Here is a 17362-nt window from a genome sequence, read left to right on the forward strand (position 1 = left end):
ATTTTTAAGGGAGCAAAGAAGGGAATAAATTTCATTGATTTTTTTAAGCGAACGTATAACCCCAAAGCTTCATCAGCGATAGAGTCGCAACTCTTCGCCTCCTGAAATAAAAACATTCGAATCATTAAGTACTTTGCGTCAAAAATAATAGGATAAAAAAATGTCACTCCATAACTTAATATGAGTGACATCAATATTTTTAAAGTTTTAAACCTTATTATTTTTTTCCGCTTGGGAGACCTTTTAATTCCTCTTTAAGTCTTGTATTTTCTTCTTTTAATAAAGTAATATAGTTTTGTAGATTTTCAATAATAGCTCCCGGAATATTATCATAGTTATTCAGACTATTAATAACTCCTGCAGAAGAAGATCTGTCATTAAATACAGGATGGTTATTATTAATTACTACTGTAGCTTCCTCTTCTTCATAAATGTCCTCAATTGGTACATCCAGAAAACGGGCAAGTTTGTCCCACTCATCTCTTACAATCTTTACATCACCGCTTTCTTTTCTGCTGTAATTAGATACATCTGTTGCGATAAAGTCAGCTACCTGCTGCTGAGTATAGCCTTTTTGCTTTCTGATGACGCGTAATTTTTCTTTTTGCATGACCGACATTTTATACAAAAATGGCGAAAAAGCATAATCTATACAATAGGAAACAGAAAAAATATAGAGGAAAGCCGTGAAAACGAATAGAAAATACAGAAAGGCTTTATAATATGAATCTTATTTGGAGTAACTGTTAATGATTTTTAGTTTGTTTTGTTGGAAAAACGCAAAGGTGCAAAGAGTTTCATGCGTTATGAAGATTTTGGGGCGCAAGAAAATCAACGATTTTCAGCAAGGATCAATTCTTATAGGAATATAAAATTTTATTACAGAAAAAATCTTTGCACCTTAAAATGAATAATATCAAAAAATTGCCCCTTTATGTTTTCCAATATTGTTCTCAAACAAAAAAAAGACTGCTTCAAAATGAAACAGTCTCGTGTATATTATTTTTCAAGTTGCTTATAGCTTCTCTGTATAAAATCTGTCAGGTCTTTTCCTTTCAGTAAGTTTTGTGAAAGCTTGGCAAGATCCAAAGCATATTTGATCAAACTTTCTTTCTCTTCCGTATTTTCAGTCTTTAAAATCTGATTAGAAAGCTCACTGTTGGAGTTCACCACAAGATTGTACATCTCCGGGAAACCTCCCATTCCGAACATACCGCCACCGCCTGTAGTCTGCATTTCCTTCATTCTTCTCATAAATTCTGGCTGGGTAATGGTAAACGGAGCATCATTGCTGTCCAGATCTTCAAGCTGAACGGTGAACTTAGTATCCTGGATAGCTTCTTCCACGTTCTTTTTTAAAGATTCTTTGTCAGTGTCATTCAGTTTTGAGATTGTTGGCTCATCTTTTTTAATCAGGTTGTTCACGTGATCCGCATCTACTCTTGCAAAAGAAATATTTTCTTTTGACGTTTCCAACTTCTGGATAACGTGTGGAGTGATAGGAGAATCTAGTAACAGAACTTCATATCCTTTATCCTTTGCAGATTGGATGTAGCTGTGCTGTTCATCAGCATTGGTAGCATATAGTACAACCAGTTTGTTGTCTTTATCCGTTTGTATCGGTTTGATTTTTTCAATCAATTCATCCCAAAGGAAATATTTTCCGTCTGTTGTAGGATACAGTGTGAATTTGTCTGCTTTTTCAGCAAATTTCTCTTCTGTAATGATTCCGTACTCAATTACGATCTTAATGTCATTCCATTTTTGCTCATAATCTTCACGGTTTTCATTGATCAAAGAAGCCATTTTGTCGGCAACTTTTTTCGTGATGTAAGATGAGATCTTCTTTACCGCACCGTCTGCCTGAAGATAAGAACGGGAAACGTTCAATGGGATATCCGGAGAATCAATGACTCCTCTCAGAAGCATCAGGAAGTCTGGAACGATTCCTTTTACTTCATCCGTTACGAATACCTGGTTTTGATATAATTGAATTTTATCCTTGTCAATATTCAAATTATTGCTCAGTTTCGGGAAGAAAAGAACTCCGGTAAGGTTGAATGGATAATCAACATTAAGGTGAATATTGAATAAAGGTTCCTCAAACTGCATTGGATATAGTTCGTGGTAGAACTTCATATAGTCTTCGTTAGTCAGTTCGCTTGGAGCAATCGTCCATGCTGGAACCGGATTATTGATGATATTGTCTACCTCTTCCGTTTCAGCTACAGCATCTTCAGGAGCATCTTCCGGTAATGGAAGTGTATGTGTTTTTGTTCCGAATTTGATTGGGACAGGCATGAATTTGTTATACTTTAATAACAGCTCACGGATTTTTCCTTCTTCCAAAAATTCTACAGAATCTTCAGCAATATGAAGGATGATCTCCGTTCCTCTATCCGTTTTTTCAGTAGTTTCTTCAAGCGTAAACTCCGGGCTTCCGTCGCAGATCCAACGTACTGCCGGCTCATCTTTGTAAGACTTTGTAAGAATTTCTACCTTTTCAGCTACCATAAATGCAGAGTAGAATCCAAGACCAAAATGTCCGATAATCCCTGAATCTTTCGCAGAATCTTTATATTTCTCCAAAAACTCTTCAGCGCCTGAAAAAGCAACCTGGTTGATGTATTTTTCAACCTCTTCACTTGTCATCCCAATACCCTGGTCTATAATACGTAAAGTTTTCTGGTCTTTATCAATTTTAACTTCGAGTTTTGGGTTTCCGTATTCCACTTTTGCTTCTCCGATGCTTGTTAAATGTTTTAATTTTAAAGTAGCATCAGTGGCATTGGAGATTAATTCTCTTAAGAATATTTCGTGGTCACTGTAAAGAAATTTTTTAATAAGCGGAAAAATATTTTCCACAGATACATTAATATTCCCTTTAGTCATCATATTTTATATTTTAATTGTTCAACATACTTCTCAAAAAAAATACCATGTAGAAGAAAGTGACAGAATGGCATTTTTTCAATGTGAAACAGTCTTATGCTATGAATTTGTCAAAGAAATATCTTATTTTTAATTATTAAAAATTTTTTAAAGATGAAGTTGAAATGTACAGTTTTTATTCTGCTCATCATGACCTGCTGGGTGTATGGACAGAAAAAACCTTTAGACCATTCTGTCTATGACAGTTGGCAAAATATTGGGGCAAGAAAAATCTCCAATGATGGAAAATGGATTGCCTATTCTGTGGATGCTCAGGAAGGAAATCCTAACCTTTCTTTATATTCCGTTAAAAATAAAACATCAAAAAAATTTGCAAGAGGAACAAAAGTAGATTTTACGAATGATTCCAGGTTTGCTGTTTTTCAAATCCGTCCACAGTATAAAGATATAAAAGCGGTAAAAGATAAAAAGCTTAAAAAAAATAAATTAACAAAAGACAGTCTTGCAATTGTTGATTTTTTAAATAACAAAACAGAGAAAATTCCAAATGTGAAATCATTTAAAATTCCTGAAAAAACAGGCTCTTATGTTGCTTATCTCCTGGAAAATACAAAAGATAAATCTTCAGATGATGCTTCTGATAAAGAAGATGGAGACGAAAATAAAGATGAAGATAAAAATGTAAAGCCTTTGCAGCTGGTTGTACGAAATCTTTTGGATGGAAAAACTACGGAGTATGATAATGTAGTCCGTTATGAGTTCAGTAAAAATGGAAAGCAGCTTGTTTTTGTCACTAAAAAACCGGACGAAAAGAAAGATAAAAAAGAAGGAAAGGATTCAACAGATGAAAAATCTGCGGACAAAAAAAATACAGATAAATCAAAGCCAAAGAAATATGCACTTCAAACCGTACAGGTTATAGATCTGCAGAAAGGAACTGTAACTAAGATTTCAGAAATGGAAGGCGATTTTTCACAATTGTCTTTTGATGAAGAAGGAAATCAGCTGGCATATGTGGGAACTTCTTCTGCACAAAATGATTTGGTGAAATTGTATCAGTTGTATTACTTTAATTTTAAAGGAAATAAAAAGGAAACTGTCACCAATGAAAATGCACAGATGAAAAAGAACTGGGTAATTTCTGAAAACCGTTTACCCTTATTCAGCAAAAACGGAAAGCAGCTGTATTTTGGTGTTGCACCGAAACCTATTGCAAAAGACACAGCGATGATAGCGAATGACCATGCGGTTGTAGATGTTTGGAATTATAAAGATGATTATCTGCAAACAGTACAGCTAAAAGAATTGAAAAATGACCTGAAAAAATCTTATGCTGCCGTAATGCAGACGGAAAAACCGGATTTTTTTAGAAATATTGACGGTGAAGATCTGGATACTTTACGATTAGTCAACGAAGGAAATGCTGAATTTGCGCTTGGTATTACAAGTATGAATAACCGTGTTTCTTCACAGTGGGAAGGGGCAACAAAGAAAACATATTTCCTGATTGATAATAAAACAGGAGAAAGAACAGAAATTATTAAAAACCTTAATGGCTCGGTTGCTGTTTCTCCACTTGGGAAGTTCGTTGTGATTTTTGACAGAGAAAAAGGAAATTGGCAAAGCTATAATATTAAAACAAAGCAAACAGTTTCATTGAGTAACGGATTGCCGGTCTCTTTTGTGGATGAAGAGTTTGATATGCCTGATTTTCCAAGTTCTTATGGAATTGCATCCTGGACAGATAATGATGAGTCTGTTATTATCAAAGACCGTTTCGATCTTTGGGAATTTTTCCTGAACGGATCAAAAAAGCCAAGAAATATCACTAATGGATTTGGCCGTAAAAATAGAATAACGTTTGATACCTATGATTTAGATAAAGATATTAAAAGTTTAAACCGAAAATCTGCCATTTATTTATCAGCGTTTGATAATACATCCAAAGCGAATGGTATTTTTAAAACATCTATTCAGTCGAATTCTGATCCGGTAAAAATCCAAATGGAAAATGTGTGGGGATACAGAAGTCTTCAAAAAGCGAAAAATGCAGAAGAATATATTGTGGTAAAGGAATCATTCACAGATTCTCCAAATATTTTTGCCATATCAGATTTCTCAAAACAACAAAAACTGAGTGATACCAATCCGCAGCAAAGCCATTATAATTGGGGTACAGATGAATTGGTAAACTGGACAACACCTAAAGGGCATACTTCTACAGGAGTTTTATACAAACCGGAAAATTTCGATCCTAATAAAAAATATCCAATGATCGTCTATTTCTATGAAAAGCTTTCGGATAATCTGAACCGTTATGTAGCACCAGCTCCAACACCTTCAAGATTAAATATTTCTTATTTTGTGAGCAACGGATATCTGGTTTTCACTCCTGATATTTCGTATACAGATGGTTTTCCCGGAGAATCTGCGATGGAATATATTAATTCCGGAGTTGAAAAGTTAAAGCAAAATTCATGGGTAGATGGTGCTAAAATCGGAATTCAGGGACAAAGCTGGGGTGGTTATCAGGTAGCCTACCTTATTGCTCATACCAATATGTATGCAGCTGCGTGGAGTGGTGCTCCTGTTGTCAACATGACTTCCGCATATGGAGGAATCCGATGGACTTCTGGGATGAACAGACAATTCCAGTATGAAAAATCACAAAGCAGATTAGGAAAAAATCTATGGGAAGCGCCGGATCTTTATATTAAAAATTCACCGCTTTTTACCATTGATAAAGTAAAAACTCCTGTAGTGATTATGAGTAATGATAAAGATGGAGCAGTGCCTTGGTATCAGGGAATTGAAATGTTTACCGCATTACGCCGTCTCGGAAAACCAGTGTGGCTTCTGAATTATAATGGTGATGATCACAATCTGGTAAAGCGCCAGAACAGAAAAGATATCCAAATCCGTGAACAGCAGTTTTTTGATTATTATCTCAAGGGTGCTAAAGCTCCGGTCTGGATGACGAAAGGTATTCCAGCCACCCAAAAAGGAAAAGATTGGGGCTTTGAGTTAACAGATGATAAGCCTAATTAACAGAATCGGCGGAGCCAAAGGCTCCGCCGATTCTGTTTAAAATATCCTTTAAAAAATACGACGAAGGATAAACTGACACAATGGCATTTTTTTATGATGGATCTGTTGATCGCTTTTTATTATATTTACCGCCAATTATAAATAACAGTATGGGAATCTTTGATTTTTTTAAGAAGAAAAATAACAGTCAGGAAAATGTAAGTACTTTGGTTCAGGAAATGGAAATACCTGAGGAAATGATAGTGGAGGAAGTCGTAGAAGAGGTTGTGGAAACAATACCGGAAATCTCTTCACCACAAATGGAAGCGCCAAAGGTAAATGGTGAGTACGAAAAAATCAGAATTTATAACGATTATATAGTGTATTCTATAGCACTTCAGCTAAGAGGTGAATATACTCCTATTTCTGCTTTTGAAAAAGAAAATGGTGAGGTAGAAGGTTTTGCTTATATGGTGACAGAAGATGCTTATGCACTTGCTCCACAACAGGCGATTGCGCAAATGGAAGAAAAGCTTGAAAACGAACTTCAGGAAGGTAAGATCAAGTCTTATATGATTTTGTATCATTCTCAGTTTGATAATAACGATAATCATAATCCGGCAACCAAAGAAGAAGAGTTTAAAGCAATTTCACTTTCTTACCATTTTGAAGGAGCTGGTAAGGCAAAAACGGGACTTCCTTATGTTTTCGAAAACCAGAATGTGACCTATAAAGGTTTTGCAGAGTTTTCTCACGAAGAAAATAATGAGATCATGAATCACCAGTTGGTGGATGGTAAAGATTATTTCCCGAATACAGAAGGAATTGCAGCTCCTGAAACTACCAATGAAGCAGGAATCATCATAAGAAAATCGAATGTTCATAATCTTGTGAATACATGGAGCGGGATTTTTGGTCATGAAAATTTCCAGACTAAAGATTACGGTCAATACCTTACCACTGTTTTAATGCAGTCTACGGTTGCAGAGCCGTCTGGTGAAGAAAAAAGCAAAACAGAATTTGAAGATGTAAGGTTTAAAACTATTGTTACAGATGAATTGAGTACCATCATTCCGGAGGTGAAAACTGATTATGTTTTAGATTTTGAAACAAGATCAATCAGAGAATGGGAAAATGCGTTGAACTTACAAGCGATTGTAGCTGGTCCTGCCAGAGATACTTTCGGAGTTTGGTTTTTTGCGACAGATTATGCGGAAAACAGAAACAAATATTTAACACAGCCTCATCTGAAAGTAAATCTTAGTGGAATTGTTCTAATTCTTGATGTTCATACCAACACAGATTTACCGGATGGTACTAAAATGAGTGAAGACTTTACAACCTATGCGCCAAGCCAGGATCTTCCTAACTATGCATGTTTTGATTTCATTGCTCAGATTGTAGATTGTAAGGAAACGGAATTGCTTGAAGACAGAAGCGTTAAAGGATATATCCTGAAACTGAAACTGATCACAAACGAAGAGAATGAAGATTTCTTCACTATTGATGCTTTTGTTAATAAGGAGAACATGAGATTTGAAACTCCAACAAAAGGAATGAAAGTTACCGGAGCACTTCAGCTGCAAGGTAAAATGGCTGAATAGTTTTAAAGAATATAAAAACTAAAGAGGTTGTTCCACGGAATGACCTCTTTTTTATTTTCTGATCCTTCATTTATTTAAACGCAAAGAATAAATGATTTAAAAATATTACAGCATACAGATGAAACCTTTACGTTAAAAAATATCTCCCTGTAAAAAAACAAAAAAAGGCAATCCTAAGACTGCCTTTTCTATATTTTTCTGAAAAATTATTTGTTTTTCATTTCTTCCTTGATCTTGTTTTCCAATTCCTCAGAAAGATCAGGATTGTCTTTTAAAACATCTTTTACAGCATCACGTCCCTGACCAAGTTTAGTCTCTTCGTAGCTGAACCAAGAACCGCTTTTCTTTACAATTCCCATGTCTACTGCTGTATCAAGAATTTCTCCTACTTTAGAAACTCCTTCACCATACATGATATCGAATTCTGCCTGTTTGAAAGGAGGTGCTACTTTGTTTTTCACAATCTTCACTTTCACACGGCTACCGATAGCTTCATCACCTTGTTTGATAGGTGCGCTGGCTTTTCTGATATCAATTCTTACAGAAGCGTAGAATTTAAGAGCGTTACCTCCGGTAGTAGTCTCAGGATTCCCGAACATTACCCCGATTTTTTCTCTCAACTGGTTGATGAAAATTACTGTACATTTCGTTCTGGAAATAGTAGCTGTAAGCTTTCTTAATGCCTGAGACATCAATCTTGCATGAAGACCCATTTTAGAATCTCCCATTTCCCCTTCAATTTCTGCTTTTGGTGTAAGAGCAGCAACAGAGTCAATCACAACGATATCAATAGCTCCTGAACGGATAAGGTTATCAGCAATTTCTAATGCCTGTTCCCCGTTGTCTGGCTGAGAAATGATAAGGTTCTCCAAATCTATTCCTAATTTTGCAGCATAAGTTCTGTCGAAAGCGTGCTCGGCATCAATAAATGCAGCAATACCACCTGCTTTTTGAGCTTCAGCAATAGCGTGAAGGGTCAATGTTGTTTTACCTGAAGATTCAGGACCATATATTTCAATGATTCTTCCTTTTGGATATCCGCCTACTCCTAAGGCAATATCTACTCCTAAAGAACCGGAAGGAATTACTTCTATTGTAGTGTCTACGGTATCATCTCCCAAAGTCATTACCGTCCCTTTTCCGTATGTTTTATCTAATTTTTCAAGCACTAAAGCGAGTGCTTTTTTCTTATCATCTATGTTACTCATCGCTATTAAAATAATTTCTCAAAAATACATAATTTAAATATCAAAAGCTAATATTATTTATCTCTGAAAACTGTTTTTAGAGTTAAAAAATGATAAAATTTTCATACTGATCTCATTCATAACGAAGCAGATGTATAATGTGGTATCAGTGTGGAAAAAAAATAAAAACTCTTAACTAGAAAGGGGGCTTGAAACTGAAAAAAGAAAGTTATTGAAGCTCGTAAAAGGTCTTAAAATTAATTTTATTACTATTTTTAAGCTTTACTGATAGAAATTAATCATACAATAATTACTTCCAGTCTCCATCTTCTGGTTTCCTAACTTATCCTAATGAAAATTTGAATTTTTAGTGATATTCAGATAGTCTTTCAATACTTTCATCTGGTCCTTATTTCCTCTTTTTATTCTCGCTTCACGGCTTACGAGTTTGTCATATATTTTGTTGAAAAGTATTTTTGATTTTGGAAACAGGTTTTTGTTGGGAACTTCCGGGATCTGCAGTCTTTTGCAAACTTCATCATCCAGCAGAAACCAGGTACAGCAGACATGCAGATATTTTAAATTTTTCCTTTGGAATTCAAATTTTAAAATTGGATTTTCCAGAGACTCATTCAGCAGAGAATGGGCAAGAAGAACAGAATCTTTATCGGAAGGAGGTTGAACAGAAGTCCATAAATAAAAATATTCCGTAGCTTGTTTTTTATTGTCGGGGAGAAGCTGTTCTGGAATTCCCAGAAGGTAACCTACATATTTCCACAGGTGAAAAATTCCCTGTTCTTCCTCAATGGAAAAACTATTTTCCAGTTTTTGAAGACTGTGAAGAAAGACAAGACTAAAACCGATGTACGTTGCCATCATATCCCATGAATTGATCGGTTCACCCCAGTTTTCGGTATCCCAGCCTTTATAATGTTTTTTGATGGAAAGTCTCGCGTAAGAATGGATCAGACGGGTTTTGATAGCAAATTCATATCCTTTTGCGTGAACTTCCAGTGCATTGTATCGGGTAGCATTCACCCAGAAATCCAATGTTTCCGAAAGACGTTTCACCGCACCCTTTTTTAAAGCTTCTGTAACGATAAGCGGCTTGTTGAGGTAGGCGTAATCATAACCACCGATCAGACAGTAATCCCTCAACGAGATCAGGGAGTCTAGGTTGCTTCTCATGCAGAGTTCAGCACCGCTTTTGAGTAAATTATAATCAAGCCACTCAGGAACTTTTTGAGTTTGAGAGAAAAGCTTTTTTACACTTTCAGGAACTGAATCTGTTTCCGAAACTCCATTTCTGATGTACTGCTCAATTTCCCTGGATGCCTCATGAAATTTTTTAGTAAAATAAACATCTTTTACCACCTCATCACCAATCTCATCCACATGATGAAAAAAAGGAGCGAATTTTTCAAATTTTTCAAAACTCACTTCTGCTCCGGAAAATTCAATAAGCAGTTTTCCGTTTCCACTCTCCCAGAAATCTCTGAAATGGGGAGCATCTTTAAATCGTGGTTGTATCATGTTCATTCCTTTACCTATAAAAGTACAAGTTTTATGCTGAAATTCTTTGGTGAGATTTGTCAGGCTAGGATGAAGATTTTATAGGTAGCCCCATTCAAATGTTTTTTTGATGAGTTCGGAGCTGTTTCTGCAATCGGATTTTCTTAAAATATTTTTTCTGTGGGTACGTACGGTTTCTTCTGAAATATTAAGCAGATCGGATATTTCTCCTGTGGAATAGCCTTTTGCAATACTGTTGATGATCTCGACTTCTCTTTTGGTGAAAATGACAGGAGTAGATTCATGAGGTTTACAATGCTTCATCCATTGCATCTGATGAAAGTCTTCCCGACCATTGATTCCGGACACTAATATAACATAAGAATTTTGATGCGTGATGTGTTCAATATTCGTGTGGATATTAACAGCCTGTAAAAGTCTGCCGTTATCATCTTTATAGGTGTGTAAGGCCTGATGATGGAAGAGTTCATAATTACCTTTTGAAGTTCTCATTCTGAAACAGTAGCTGGTTTTCAGTTCCTGCTGATAATCAAAGCCATTAATTTCTTTTATTTTTTCTATTGACATTCTTTCTGCTTCCATGACAAACTCAATGTCATCGGGATGGATGAGGTCTATAATTTCTTTCAGATGTACAGGATATTTATTGAGACCATGTATTGCTAAAATATCTTCATCGTGATTACAAATAATGGTGCTGTCTGCAAAGTTGATGACATAATAATAGAATTTTCCGGGAGCAAAAACTTCTCCTATTATATTTTCAATGTTGGGAACGGGTAGGACTCTGTTATCATTTTGTAAAATTTCAGGATAGTCATTCCAGACCTTGGTGAGGGGATGTGGTTTTTTTGCATGAGTCAGGTGTTTTTTCTTCATTGGTTAATGTTTTCTTAAAAATAACAAAATTATGTTAAATAAAATCACCCTTTTGTGGTATTTCGTGTGGTAGGTAAGTATTGTAGCTTTAAATAAAACTAATGACCATTTCAAAAAAAAACTTTAATCTGAAAAATAAATAACCATGAAAACAAAAATTTTACTATTAGCTAACTTTTTCTATCGTCCTTTAATTGCAAAATATTTTATTATAATTCTTTTTGCATGCCAAACGATTTCTGTTTTTGGACAAGTTTTGAAATTTGATTTTAAAACTAAAAAATTCGAAGGAATGGAACATCTTGAAAAACTAAAAAAAGGAGAGTTATATCAATTACAAATAGATAATATCAATATGAATTTATATAATGTTTTGATTAACAAAAAAGATTCAATTGTAAGCTCCTCTGTTGAATTTCCAACATTTGATGTAATTGGATTAGGTGCAATTAATGAGGTTTTGGGTAGTCTAAATAGCATAACATCAAGCACAATAAATCAATCATTGGCTGGAAAAATTATTAATACAAATTTAAAATTAAATGATATAGACAATAAAATTTTATTAAATGAGAAAACATCTTATCCATTCTTAGAAAAATTGGTATTTAAAAAAGATTCAATTGAATCAGCATTGAATAAATATGATTTATTATTTAAAAAAGAGCAAAAGATTTTAGATAATCGAAAAAAAATAATGAATCAAATAGAATTAAGTAATAATCTGTTAACACAGCAGACAAAAGAGCTAAAGACTCATATTAATATTATTAATGATTCTATTATTGCTCAATTAGAATTAGCATCTCTTGTTTATAAAGAGTCGATTTATGATAAACTTTCTGTAAAAGAATCAATGTTGGAGACTTTTCAGCCACAACCTGTAAAGAAAATTTTAAGTAAGACTAAAGAAGAAAAAGTAATAATATTAAATATTCAAAAAAATATTCAAAAAATAGAAACAGATTATAATAATTTTCTTATAGAAAATAAAAAGGATGAAAATTTTGTTTCCTTATTTGATAAAGATGAAGATATCAAAAAAAATAATAAACAATTAATTGATAATATAAATAAAATAAATAAGGAAGTAATAGACTCTGCATTTGCTAAAATAAATTCTGTCAAAATTGTTAAATATCTTAATTCAATTATTGATTTAGAAAATAATACTGAACGTTCATATACTTCTTTACCTTTTCAATACAATGGAGATATAAATAAACTTTCTATAAGTATTATTCCTAAAAAAATGGAAATAGGTCCTTCCTATTCTACAGAAGTTCAATTTCCCAATAAAAAAGATTTTTTTGTTGGCGGGGGAATGTCTTTTTATTATGCTTGGTTCAAGAATGAGGCGTATAGTGTTTCTGCTACAGCACTTGATAATGAAAAAACGGAGTATAAAATTATCAATGAAAAAAATAAGAATGGAGAACTAGGTTTAGCTGCATTTATACATTTTCTTTGGAGACCATTTTATAGTAGTAAAAAAAATGATTGGTTAGCTTTCAATTTAGTTACTGGGCCTGCATTATCTCTTACAAACACTGTGAAGCCTCGTATTGCAGTTGGTGGTGGAATTGCAATCGGGTACAAAAATATGCTGACAATAAACGGTTTATATATTGGAGGATTTGTTGATCGTAAAAGCGAAGTGTATGATACAAATACAGTTTATACTAGTAAACCTGAGAGTGTAACAGTATCAAAGCTTTCATCAGCCTTTGCGATTTCGTTGGGTTATATATATAAATTTTGAATTAACAAAAAAACCTTCCCATCAGGAAGGTTTTTTATTACTTATTGCTTATCGCTCATTACTTATTACAAAGAAGCAGCGTGTACAAGCATATCAACTAACTTGTTAGAGTAACCCATTTCGTTGTCATACCAAGAAACAAGTTTCACGAAGTTTGGAGAAAGCATGATACCAGCATCTTTATCGAAGATAGAAGTTCTCTTATCTCCTACGAAGTCCTGAGATACTACTGCATCTTCAGTATATCCAAGGATACCTTTCAATTCTCCTTCAGAAGCAGCTTTGATTACTGAACAGATTTCTTCATAAGAAGCAGCTTTGTCAATTCTCACTGTTAAATCTACTACAGAAACGTCAACAGTTGGTACTCTGAAAGACATACCTGTTAGTTTTCCGTTCAAAGAAGGAATTACTTTTCCTACTGCTTTAGCAGCACCTGTAGAAGAAGGAATAATATTGTTTAGAGCAGCTCTACCACCTCTCCAGTCTTTTACTGAAGGACCGTCAACAGTTTTCTGAGTAGCTGTTGTAGCGTGTACAGTTGTCATTAAACCTTCTACGATTCCGAAGTTATCGTGGATCACTTTAGCTAAAGGAGCTAAACAGTTTGTAGTACAAGAAGCGTTTGATAAAATTTTGATATCGTCAGTAAGTTCCTTGTGGTTTACACCCATTACGAACATTGGAGTATCATCTTTAGAAGGAGCAGAAAGGATTACTTTCTTAGCACCAGCATTGATGTGAGCCTGAGCAGTATCTTTAGATAAGAAAAGACCTGTAGATTCTACGATATAGTCAGCACCAATTTCATTCCACTTTAGGTTGTTAGGATCTCTTTCAGCAGTTACTCTGATTCTTTTCCCGTTTACTACAAGATCATTTCCTTCTACAGAAACTTCACCTGGGAAAATACCATGTACAGAGTCATATTTTAACATGTAAGCCATGTATTCTGCATTAATAAGGTCATTGATTCCTACAACTTCAATGTTGTCTCTTTCAGTCATTGCTCTGAAAACAAGACGTCCAATTCTACCAAAACCGTTGATACCTACTTTAATTGTTGACATAATAGTTTGTTTTTATTAGATTATAAAAATAATTAGATTGCTAAAATTTTTGAAATCAGTAAAAGATCTTCATTGATTTCATTATGTTTTTTAATGGCTTCTTCAATTGGCGTATACGTCAGATCATTGGAACGCATTCCGGCCATTACATTGGATTGTCCTTCCATTAATCCTGTTACAGCACCATAGCCTAATCTGCTTGCCAAAACCCTGTCTGCACAGCTTGGAGAACCTCCTCTCTGCATGTGTCCCAAAATGGCTACACGAATGTCATAATCAGGGAATGTCTGCTTTGTTTTTTCGGCAAGTTCATACACATTGGCTAGTTTTTCACCTTCTGCAACCACCACAATGCTTGATGCCTTTCCTGTTTTTTCAGCATCTCTGAATTTCGCGAAAAGCTCATCAATACTGTCTTTTTTCTCAGGAATTAAAATATCCAAAGCTCCTGTTGCCAATCCACTGTTTAATGCAATAAAGCCAGCATCACGACCCATTACCTCTACAAAGAAAACTCTGTTGTGAGAAGTTGCCGTGTCACGGATTTTATCAATGGCATCCATTGCAGTATTCAATGCAGTGTCATATCCGATGGTGTTATCAGTTCCGAAAATATCGTTGTCGATCGTTCCCGGGATACCGATTACTCTGATTCCGAATTCTTCATTAAAGATTTTCGCACCGGTGAAAGTTCCATCTCCACCAATACAAACCAATCCGTCTATTCCAAGCTTTATGCAATTGTCATAAGCTTTCTGACGGCCTTCTTTTGTTCTGAATTCAGCGGATCTGGCAGACTTTAGAATTGTTCCACCCTGGTTGATTATATTTTTTACGGAACGGGCTCCCATTTTTAGGAAATCATTGTTGATAAGACCGTTGTAGCCTTCTCTCACTCCGTAGCATTCGATATTATAGTAATTGGCGGTTCTTACTACCGCTCTTAACGCCGCATTCATACCCGGAGAGTCACCTCCTGAAGTAAGAACTGCAATTTTTTTTACAGCACTCTCTTTCATCAAGAAAAAAATTTCGAACACAAATTTACAAAAACAAGTTCAGATTATCGTAGTAACTTTCCAATAGTTTTGAATATAAATTATTAAAAGCTTCTGAAGTTTGTAGGTTTAAAAAAATATCGTGCGGTTTTAGTTTCCTGAGCATCAATATCCAGGTCATACCATGGTGTAAAATAGGGATTAAAAGGATTAGAGAGTACATGAATAGACTGTGCTGGTGTGAATCCCTCACTCAATAAAAACAATCTTTTCCCTTCTTTATTCCCACAGACACCGGAAATAAAAACAATATGTCCCGGACTTCCCGGTGTGATCAGAATATCTCCGGTTTTCAGATCAGCATTTTTCGTTACTGGTTTTGTTTCTTTATTTAATGAAATAGTTCCTGCGTAATTAAAGATCAGATCCAGATAGTTTCTGAAACTCTGATAAGAATCATCAAAAGGCACAGTTTTTCTGAAGTTGACCGAATTTCCACTGACAAAAGCTCTCGTTCCGTTTTTATAGTCATTCCAACTGAGAAGATCACCACTGGTAAAATGAAACTTGATTTCGTCAAACTTTTTCGCCTTATAAAGATACTCAGCTCTCATACGGATTGCTGCATCAGCACATTGCTGTAAGTCTTTATTTCCTGTATCAATATCAAAAACAGCTTCATGAAGATGCTGTGTAGAAATAGGAGTACCATCATATTTCAGAATCTGACTGTCGTAAGGTTTCAGCTTGAAATTTTCAATAAAATATCCAAAAGAATCTGGTTTTTCTTCAATCCACTCATATCCTTCAGGAGGAGAGAATCTTTCTCTGATCGTATTTTTATCTTTATGAATCTTTGCAGAACTTTTTGTTGCTAAATTTTCGTTATGATCGGGCTCAGCCAATAAACGATCTGATAATTTTTCTTTCGTACAGCCTGTGAGAATAAGAACAGTTATGATTCCCGTGATAATTTTTTTCATGCGTTTTTAGTGAACACAAATATCATTTTTTTTCACGTACCAACAAATAAGGTTCTGAAAATCTGCAATATTTAACTTCTGCTTTACGCTTTTTCCCTTTCCGGAATCAGTAATTTGCCCCAATCATTCAGCTGCCAAAGAATTTTTACCAGCTGTTCACCTAGTTCTGTTAAAGAATATTCTACCCTTGGAGGAAGTTCATTGAAAGACTGTTTTGTTAGAATACCATCTTCCACCATTTCAGTCAGCTGTTGATTCAGAACCCTTCGGTCTACTTTAGCAATACCACGCAGAAATTCACTGGGACGTTTTTTTCCTTCATTGATCTGCCAAACGATAGGAATTTTCCATTTTCCACTAATGGTATTGACTGCGACCTCCAACGGGCAAATTTTATTTTCTTCAGCTCTTTCCTTTGTTTCCATAAAATTGACTTTTTTATCCCTATGGGTGAAAAATATGCGGTATTGCTTATGTCTGCTTAGTTTCAGACTTTTGTAAAGATAATCATTAAAAACAGCATGACAGAAAAACGAAAAGGGGCCCGTTCCATCAAAGATATTCCACAGGATATTTTAGAGCAGTTGAACAGAGGTGAAATTGAAACTGCTAATCTTACAGAATGGCTGGCAGTAGATCAAAGACTGTTGCTGGAAAATTTGCTTCAACAGAATAATCGTATAGAATATTTGAAACCTGTTTTAGAGAATGTAGACCAGCTGAAAAAGCAAACTGTTAATACCATTAATAAAACCATCGGAATTGGTTTGCTTCATCTGGCTGCTAAAAATAATGATGATGAATTTTTATGGAAACTCTCAACCCATACATCAGATCTTATTCGTTGCTGGGCTGCATATACTATAGGAGGAAATAATGAATTAAATCTTAAAGAAAAACTGGATAAAATTCAGGTATTCGCTTCTGATTCCCATTTTGGAGTGAGGGAGATCTGCTGGATGACAGTCCGTCCGGATATTTCAAAAAATCTTGACGAGAGTTTATCTATTTTATCAGAATGGACCCGGTATGATAATGAAAATGTGAGACGTTTTGCCAGCGAATCTACAAGACCGAGAGGGGTTTGGTGTGAACATATTGATGCTTTAAAACAAAATCCGGGACTGGGACTGGAAATTTTAGAACCTTTACGATCAGATTCATCCCGATATGTGCAGGACAGTGTTGGCAATTGGCTGAATGATGCCAGTAAATCTCAACCTGAATTTGTAATAGAAATCTGCGATGAATGGCTTCGGGAAAGTCCAACAAAAGAAACGCGATATATCGTAAAGAAAGCCTTGCGGACCATCAAAAAGTAAGAGTTATCCACAAAATAAAAATGTTGATTTGATTTTTGGTTACATAGGTCACAGATTTACATGGGTTTACAAGGTCTTTTTATATTCCTTTTTTTCTTGTAAGCA

The 17362-nt window shown here is 34.9% G+C and carries 13 protein-coding genes; 4 read left to right on the forward strand and 9 right to left on the reverse strand.

Features of this window, described 5'->3' with window-relative positions:
- Window positions 1–217 precede the first annotated feature (217 nt).
- Together GFU89_RS07415 and htpG are read right to left on the reverse strand one after the other, a co-directional pair.
- Window positions 218–610 carry a helix-turn-helix transcriptional regulator gene (locus GFU89_RS07415; RefSeq protein WP_318846530.1) on the reverse strand — a complete coding sequence of 131 codons (393 nt, stop codon included), beginning with the start codon at window positions 608–610 and terminating at the stop codon, window positions 218–220.
- 389 nt (window positions 611–999) lie between these two features.
- The gene (gene htpG / locus GFU89_RS07420; protein ID WP_318847157.1) at window positions 1000–2892 is read right to left on the reverse strand and encodes a molecular chaperone HtpG; all 1893 of its coding nucleotides are present in this window, start codon (window positions 2890–2892) and stop codon (window positions 1000–1002) included.
- 153 nt (window positions 2893–3045) lie between these two features.
- Here htpG and GFU89_RS07425 point away from each other — a divergent pair, with 153 nt between their 5' ends.
- Both GFU89_RS07425 and GFU89_RS07430 read left to right on the forward strand, forming a co-directional pair.
- The gene (locus GFU89_RS07425) at window positions 3046–5940 is read left to right on the forward strand and encodes an alpha/beta hydrolase family protein (protein WP_318846531.1); all 2895 of its coding nucleotides are present in this window, start codon (window positions 3046–3048) and stop codon (window positions 5938–5940) included.
- Window positions 5941–6089: 149 nt separating this feature from the next.
- Window positions 6090–7523, forward strand: coding sequence for a hypothetical protein (locus GFU89_RS07430; protein WP_318846532.1), 1434 nt, complete (start codon window positions 6090–6092; stop codon window positions 7521–7523).
- Between the two features lie 206 nt (window positions 7524–7729).
- Here GFU89_RS07430 and recA read toward each other — a convergent pair whose 3' ends face one another.
- The 3 genes from recA to GFU89_RS07445 form a co-directional block, all read right to left on the reverse strand.
- The gene (recA, locus tag GFU89_RS07435; RefSeq protein ID WP_318846533.1) at window positions 7730–8731 is read right to left on the reverse strand and encodes a recombinase RecA; all 1002 of its coding nucleotides are present in this window, start codon (window positions 8729–8731) and stop codon (window positions 7730–7732) included.
- A 327-nt stretch (window positions 8732–9058) separates the two neighbouring features.
- Window positions 9059–10243, reverse strand: a complete 1185-nt coding sequence (locus GFU89_RS07440; protein ID WP_318846534.1) for an oxygenase MpaB family protein — start codon at window positions 10241–10243, stop codon at window positions 9059–9061.
- A 78-nt stretch (window positions 10244–10321) separates the two neighbouring features.
- The gene (locus GFU89_RS07445) at window positions 10322–11122 is read right to left on the reverse strand and encodes a helix-turn-helix transcriptional regulator (protein ID WP_318846535.1); all 801 of its coding nucleotides are present in this window, start codon (window positions 11120–11122) and stop codon (window positions 10322–10324) included.
- A gap of 145 nt (window positions 11123–11267) precedes the next feature.
- On the opposite strand from GFU89_RS07445, the gene GFU89_RS07450 reads away from it, so the two are divergent.
- Window positions 11268–12884: a hypothetical protein gene (locus tag GFU89_RS07450; protein WP_318846536.1), complete on the forward strand. Its 1617-nt coding sequence runs from the start codon at window positions 11268–11270 to the stop codon at window positions 12882–12884.
- A 65-nt stretch (window positions 12885–12949) separates the two neighbouring features.
- On the opposite strand, the gene gap is transcribed toward GFU89_RS07450, so the two are convergent.
- The 4 genes from gap to GFU89_RS07470 form a co-directional block, all read right to left on the reverse strand.
- Window positions 12950–13954, reverse strand: a complete 1005-nt coding sequence (gene gap, locus GFU89_RS07455) for a type I glyceraldehyde-3-phosphate dehydrogenase (protein WP_047379077.1) — start codon at window positions 13952–13954, stop codon at window positions 12950–12952.
- Window positions 13955–13986: 32 nt separating this feature from the next.
- Window positions 13987–14973, reverse strand: a complete 987-nt coding sequence (gene pfkA, locus GFU89_RS07460) for a 6-phosphofructokinase (RefSeq protein WP_318846537.1) — start codon at window positions 14971–14973, stop codon at window positions 13987–13989.
- Between the two features lie 83 nt (window positions 14974–15056).
- Complete coding sequence (locus tag GFU89_RS07465; RefSeq protein ID WP_318846538.1) at window positions 15057–15935, reverse strand: DUF4846 domain-containing protein; 879 nt, start codon at window positions 15933–15935, stop codon at window positions 15057–15059.
- 83 nt (window positions 15936–16018) lie between these two features.
- Window positions 16019–16360, reverse strand: coding sequence for a helix-turn-helix domain-containing protein (locus GFU89_RS07470; protein ID WP_318846539.1), 342 nt, complete (start codon window positions 16358–16360; stop codon window positions 16019–16021).
- Between the two features lie 96 nt (window positions 16361–16456).
- On the opposite strand from GFU89_RS07470, the gene GFU89_RS07475 reads away from it, so the two are divergent.
- Window positions 16457–17257, forward strand: a complete 801-nt coding sequence (locus GFU89_RS07475) for a DNA alkylation repair protein (RefSeq protein WP_318846540.1) — start codon at window positions 16457–16459, stop codon at window positions 17255–17257.
- The last annotated feature ends 105 nt before the right edge of the window (window positions 17258–17362 follow it).

Source organism: Chryseobacterium sp. JV558 (assembly GCF_033712365.1).
Lineage (GTDB): Bacteria > Bacteroidota > Bacteroidia > Flavobacteriales > Weeksellaceae > Chryseobacterium.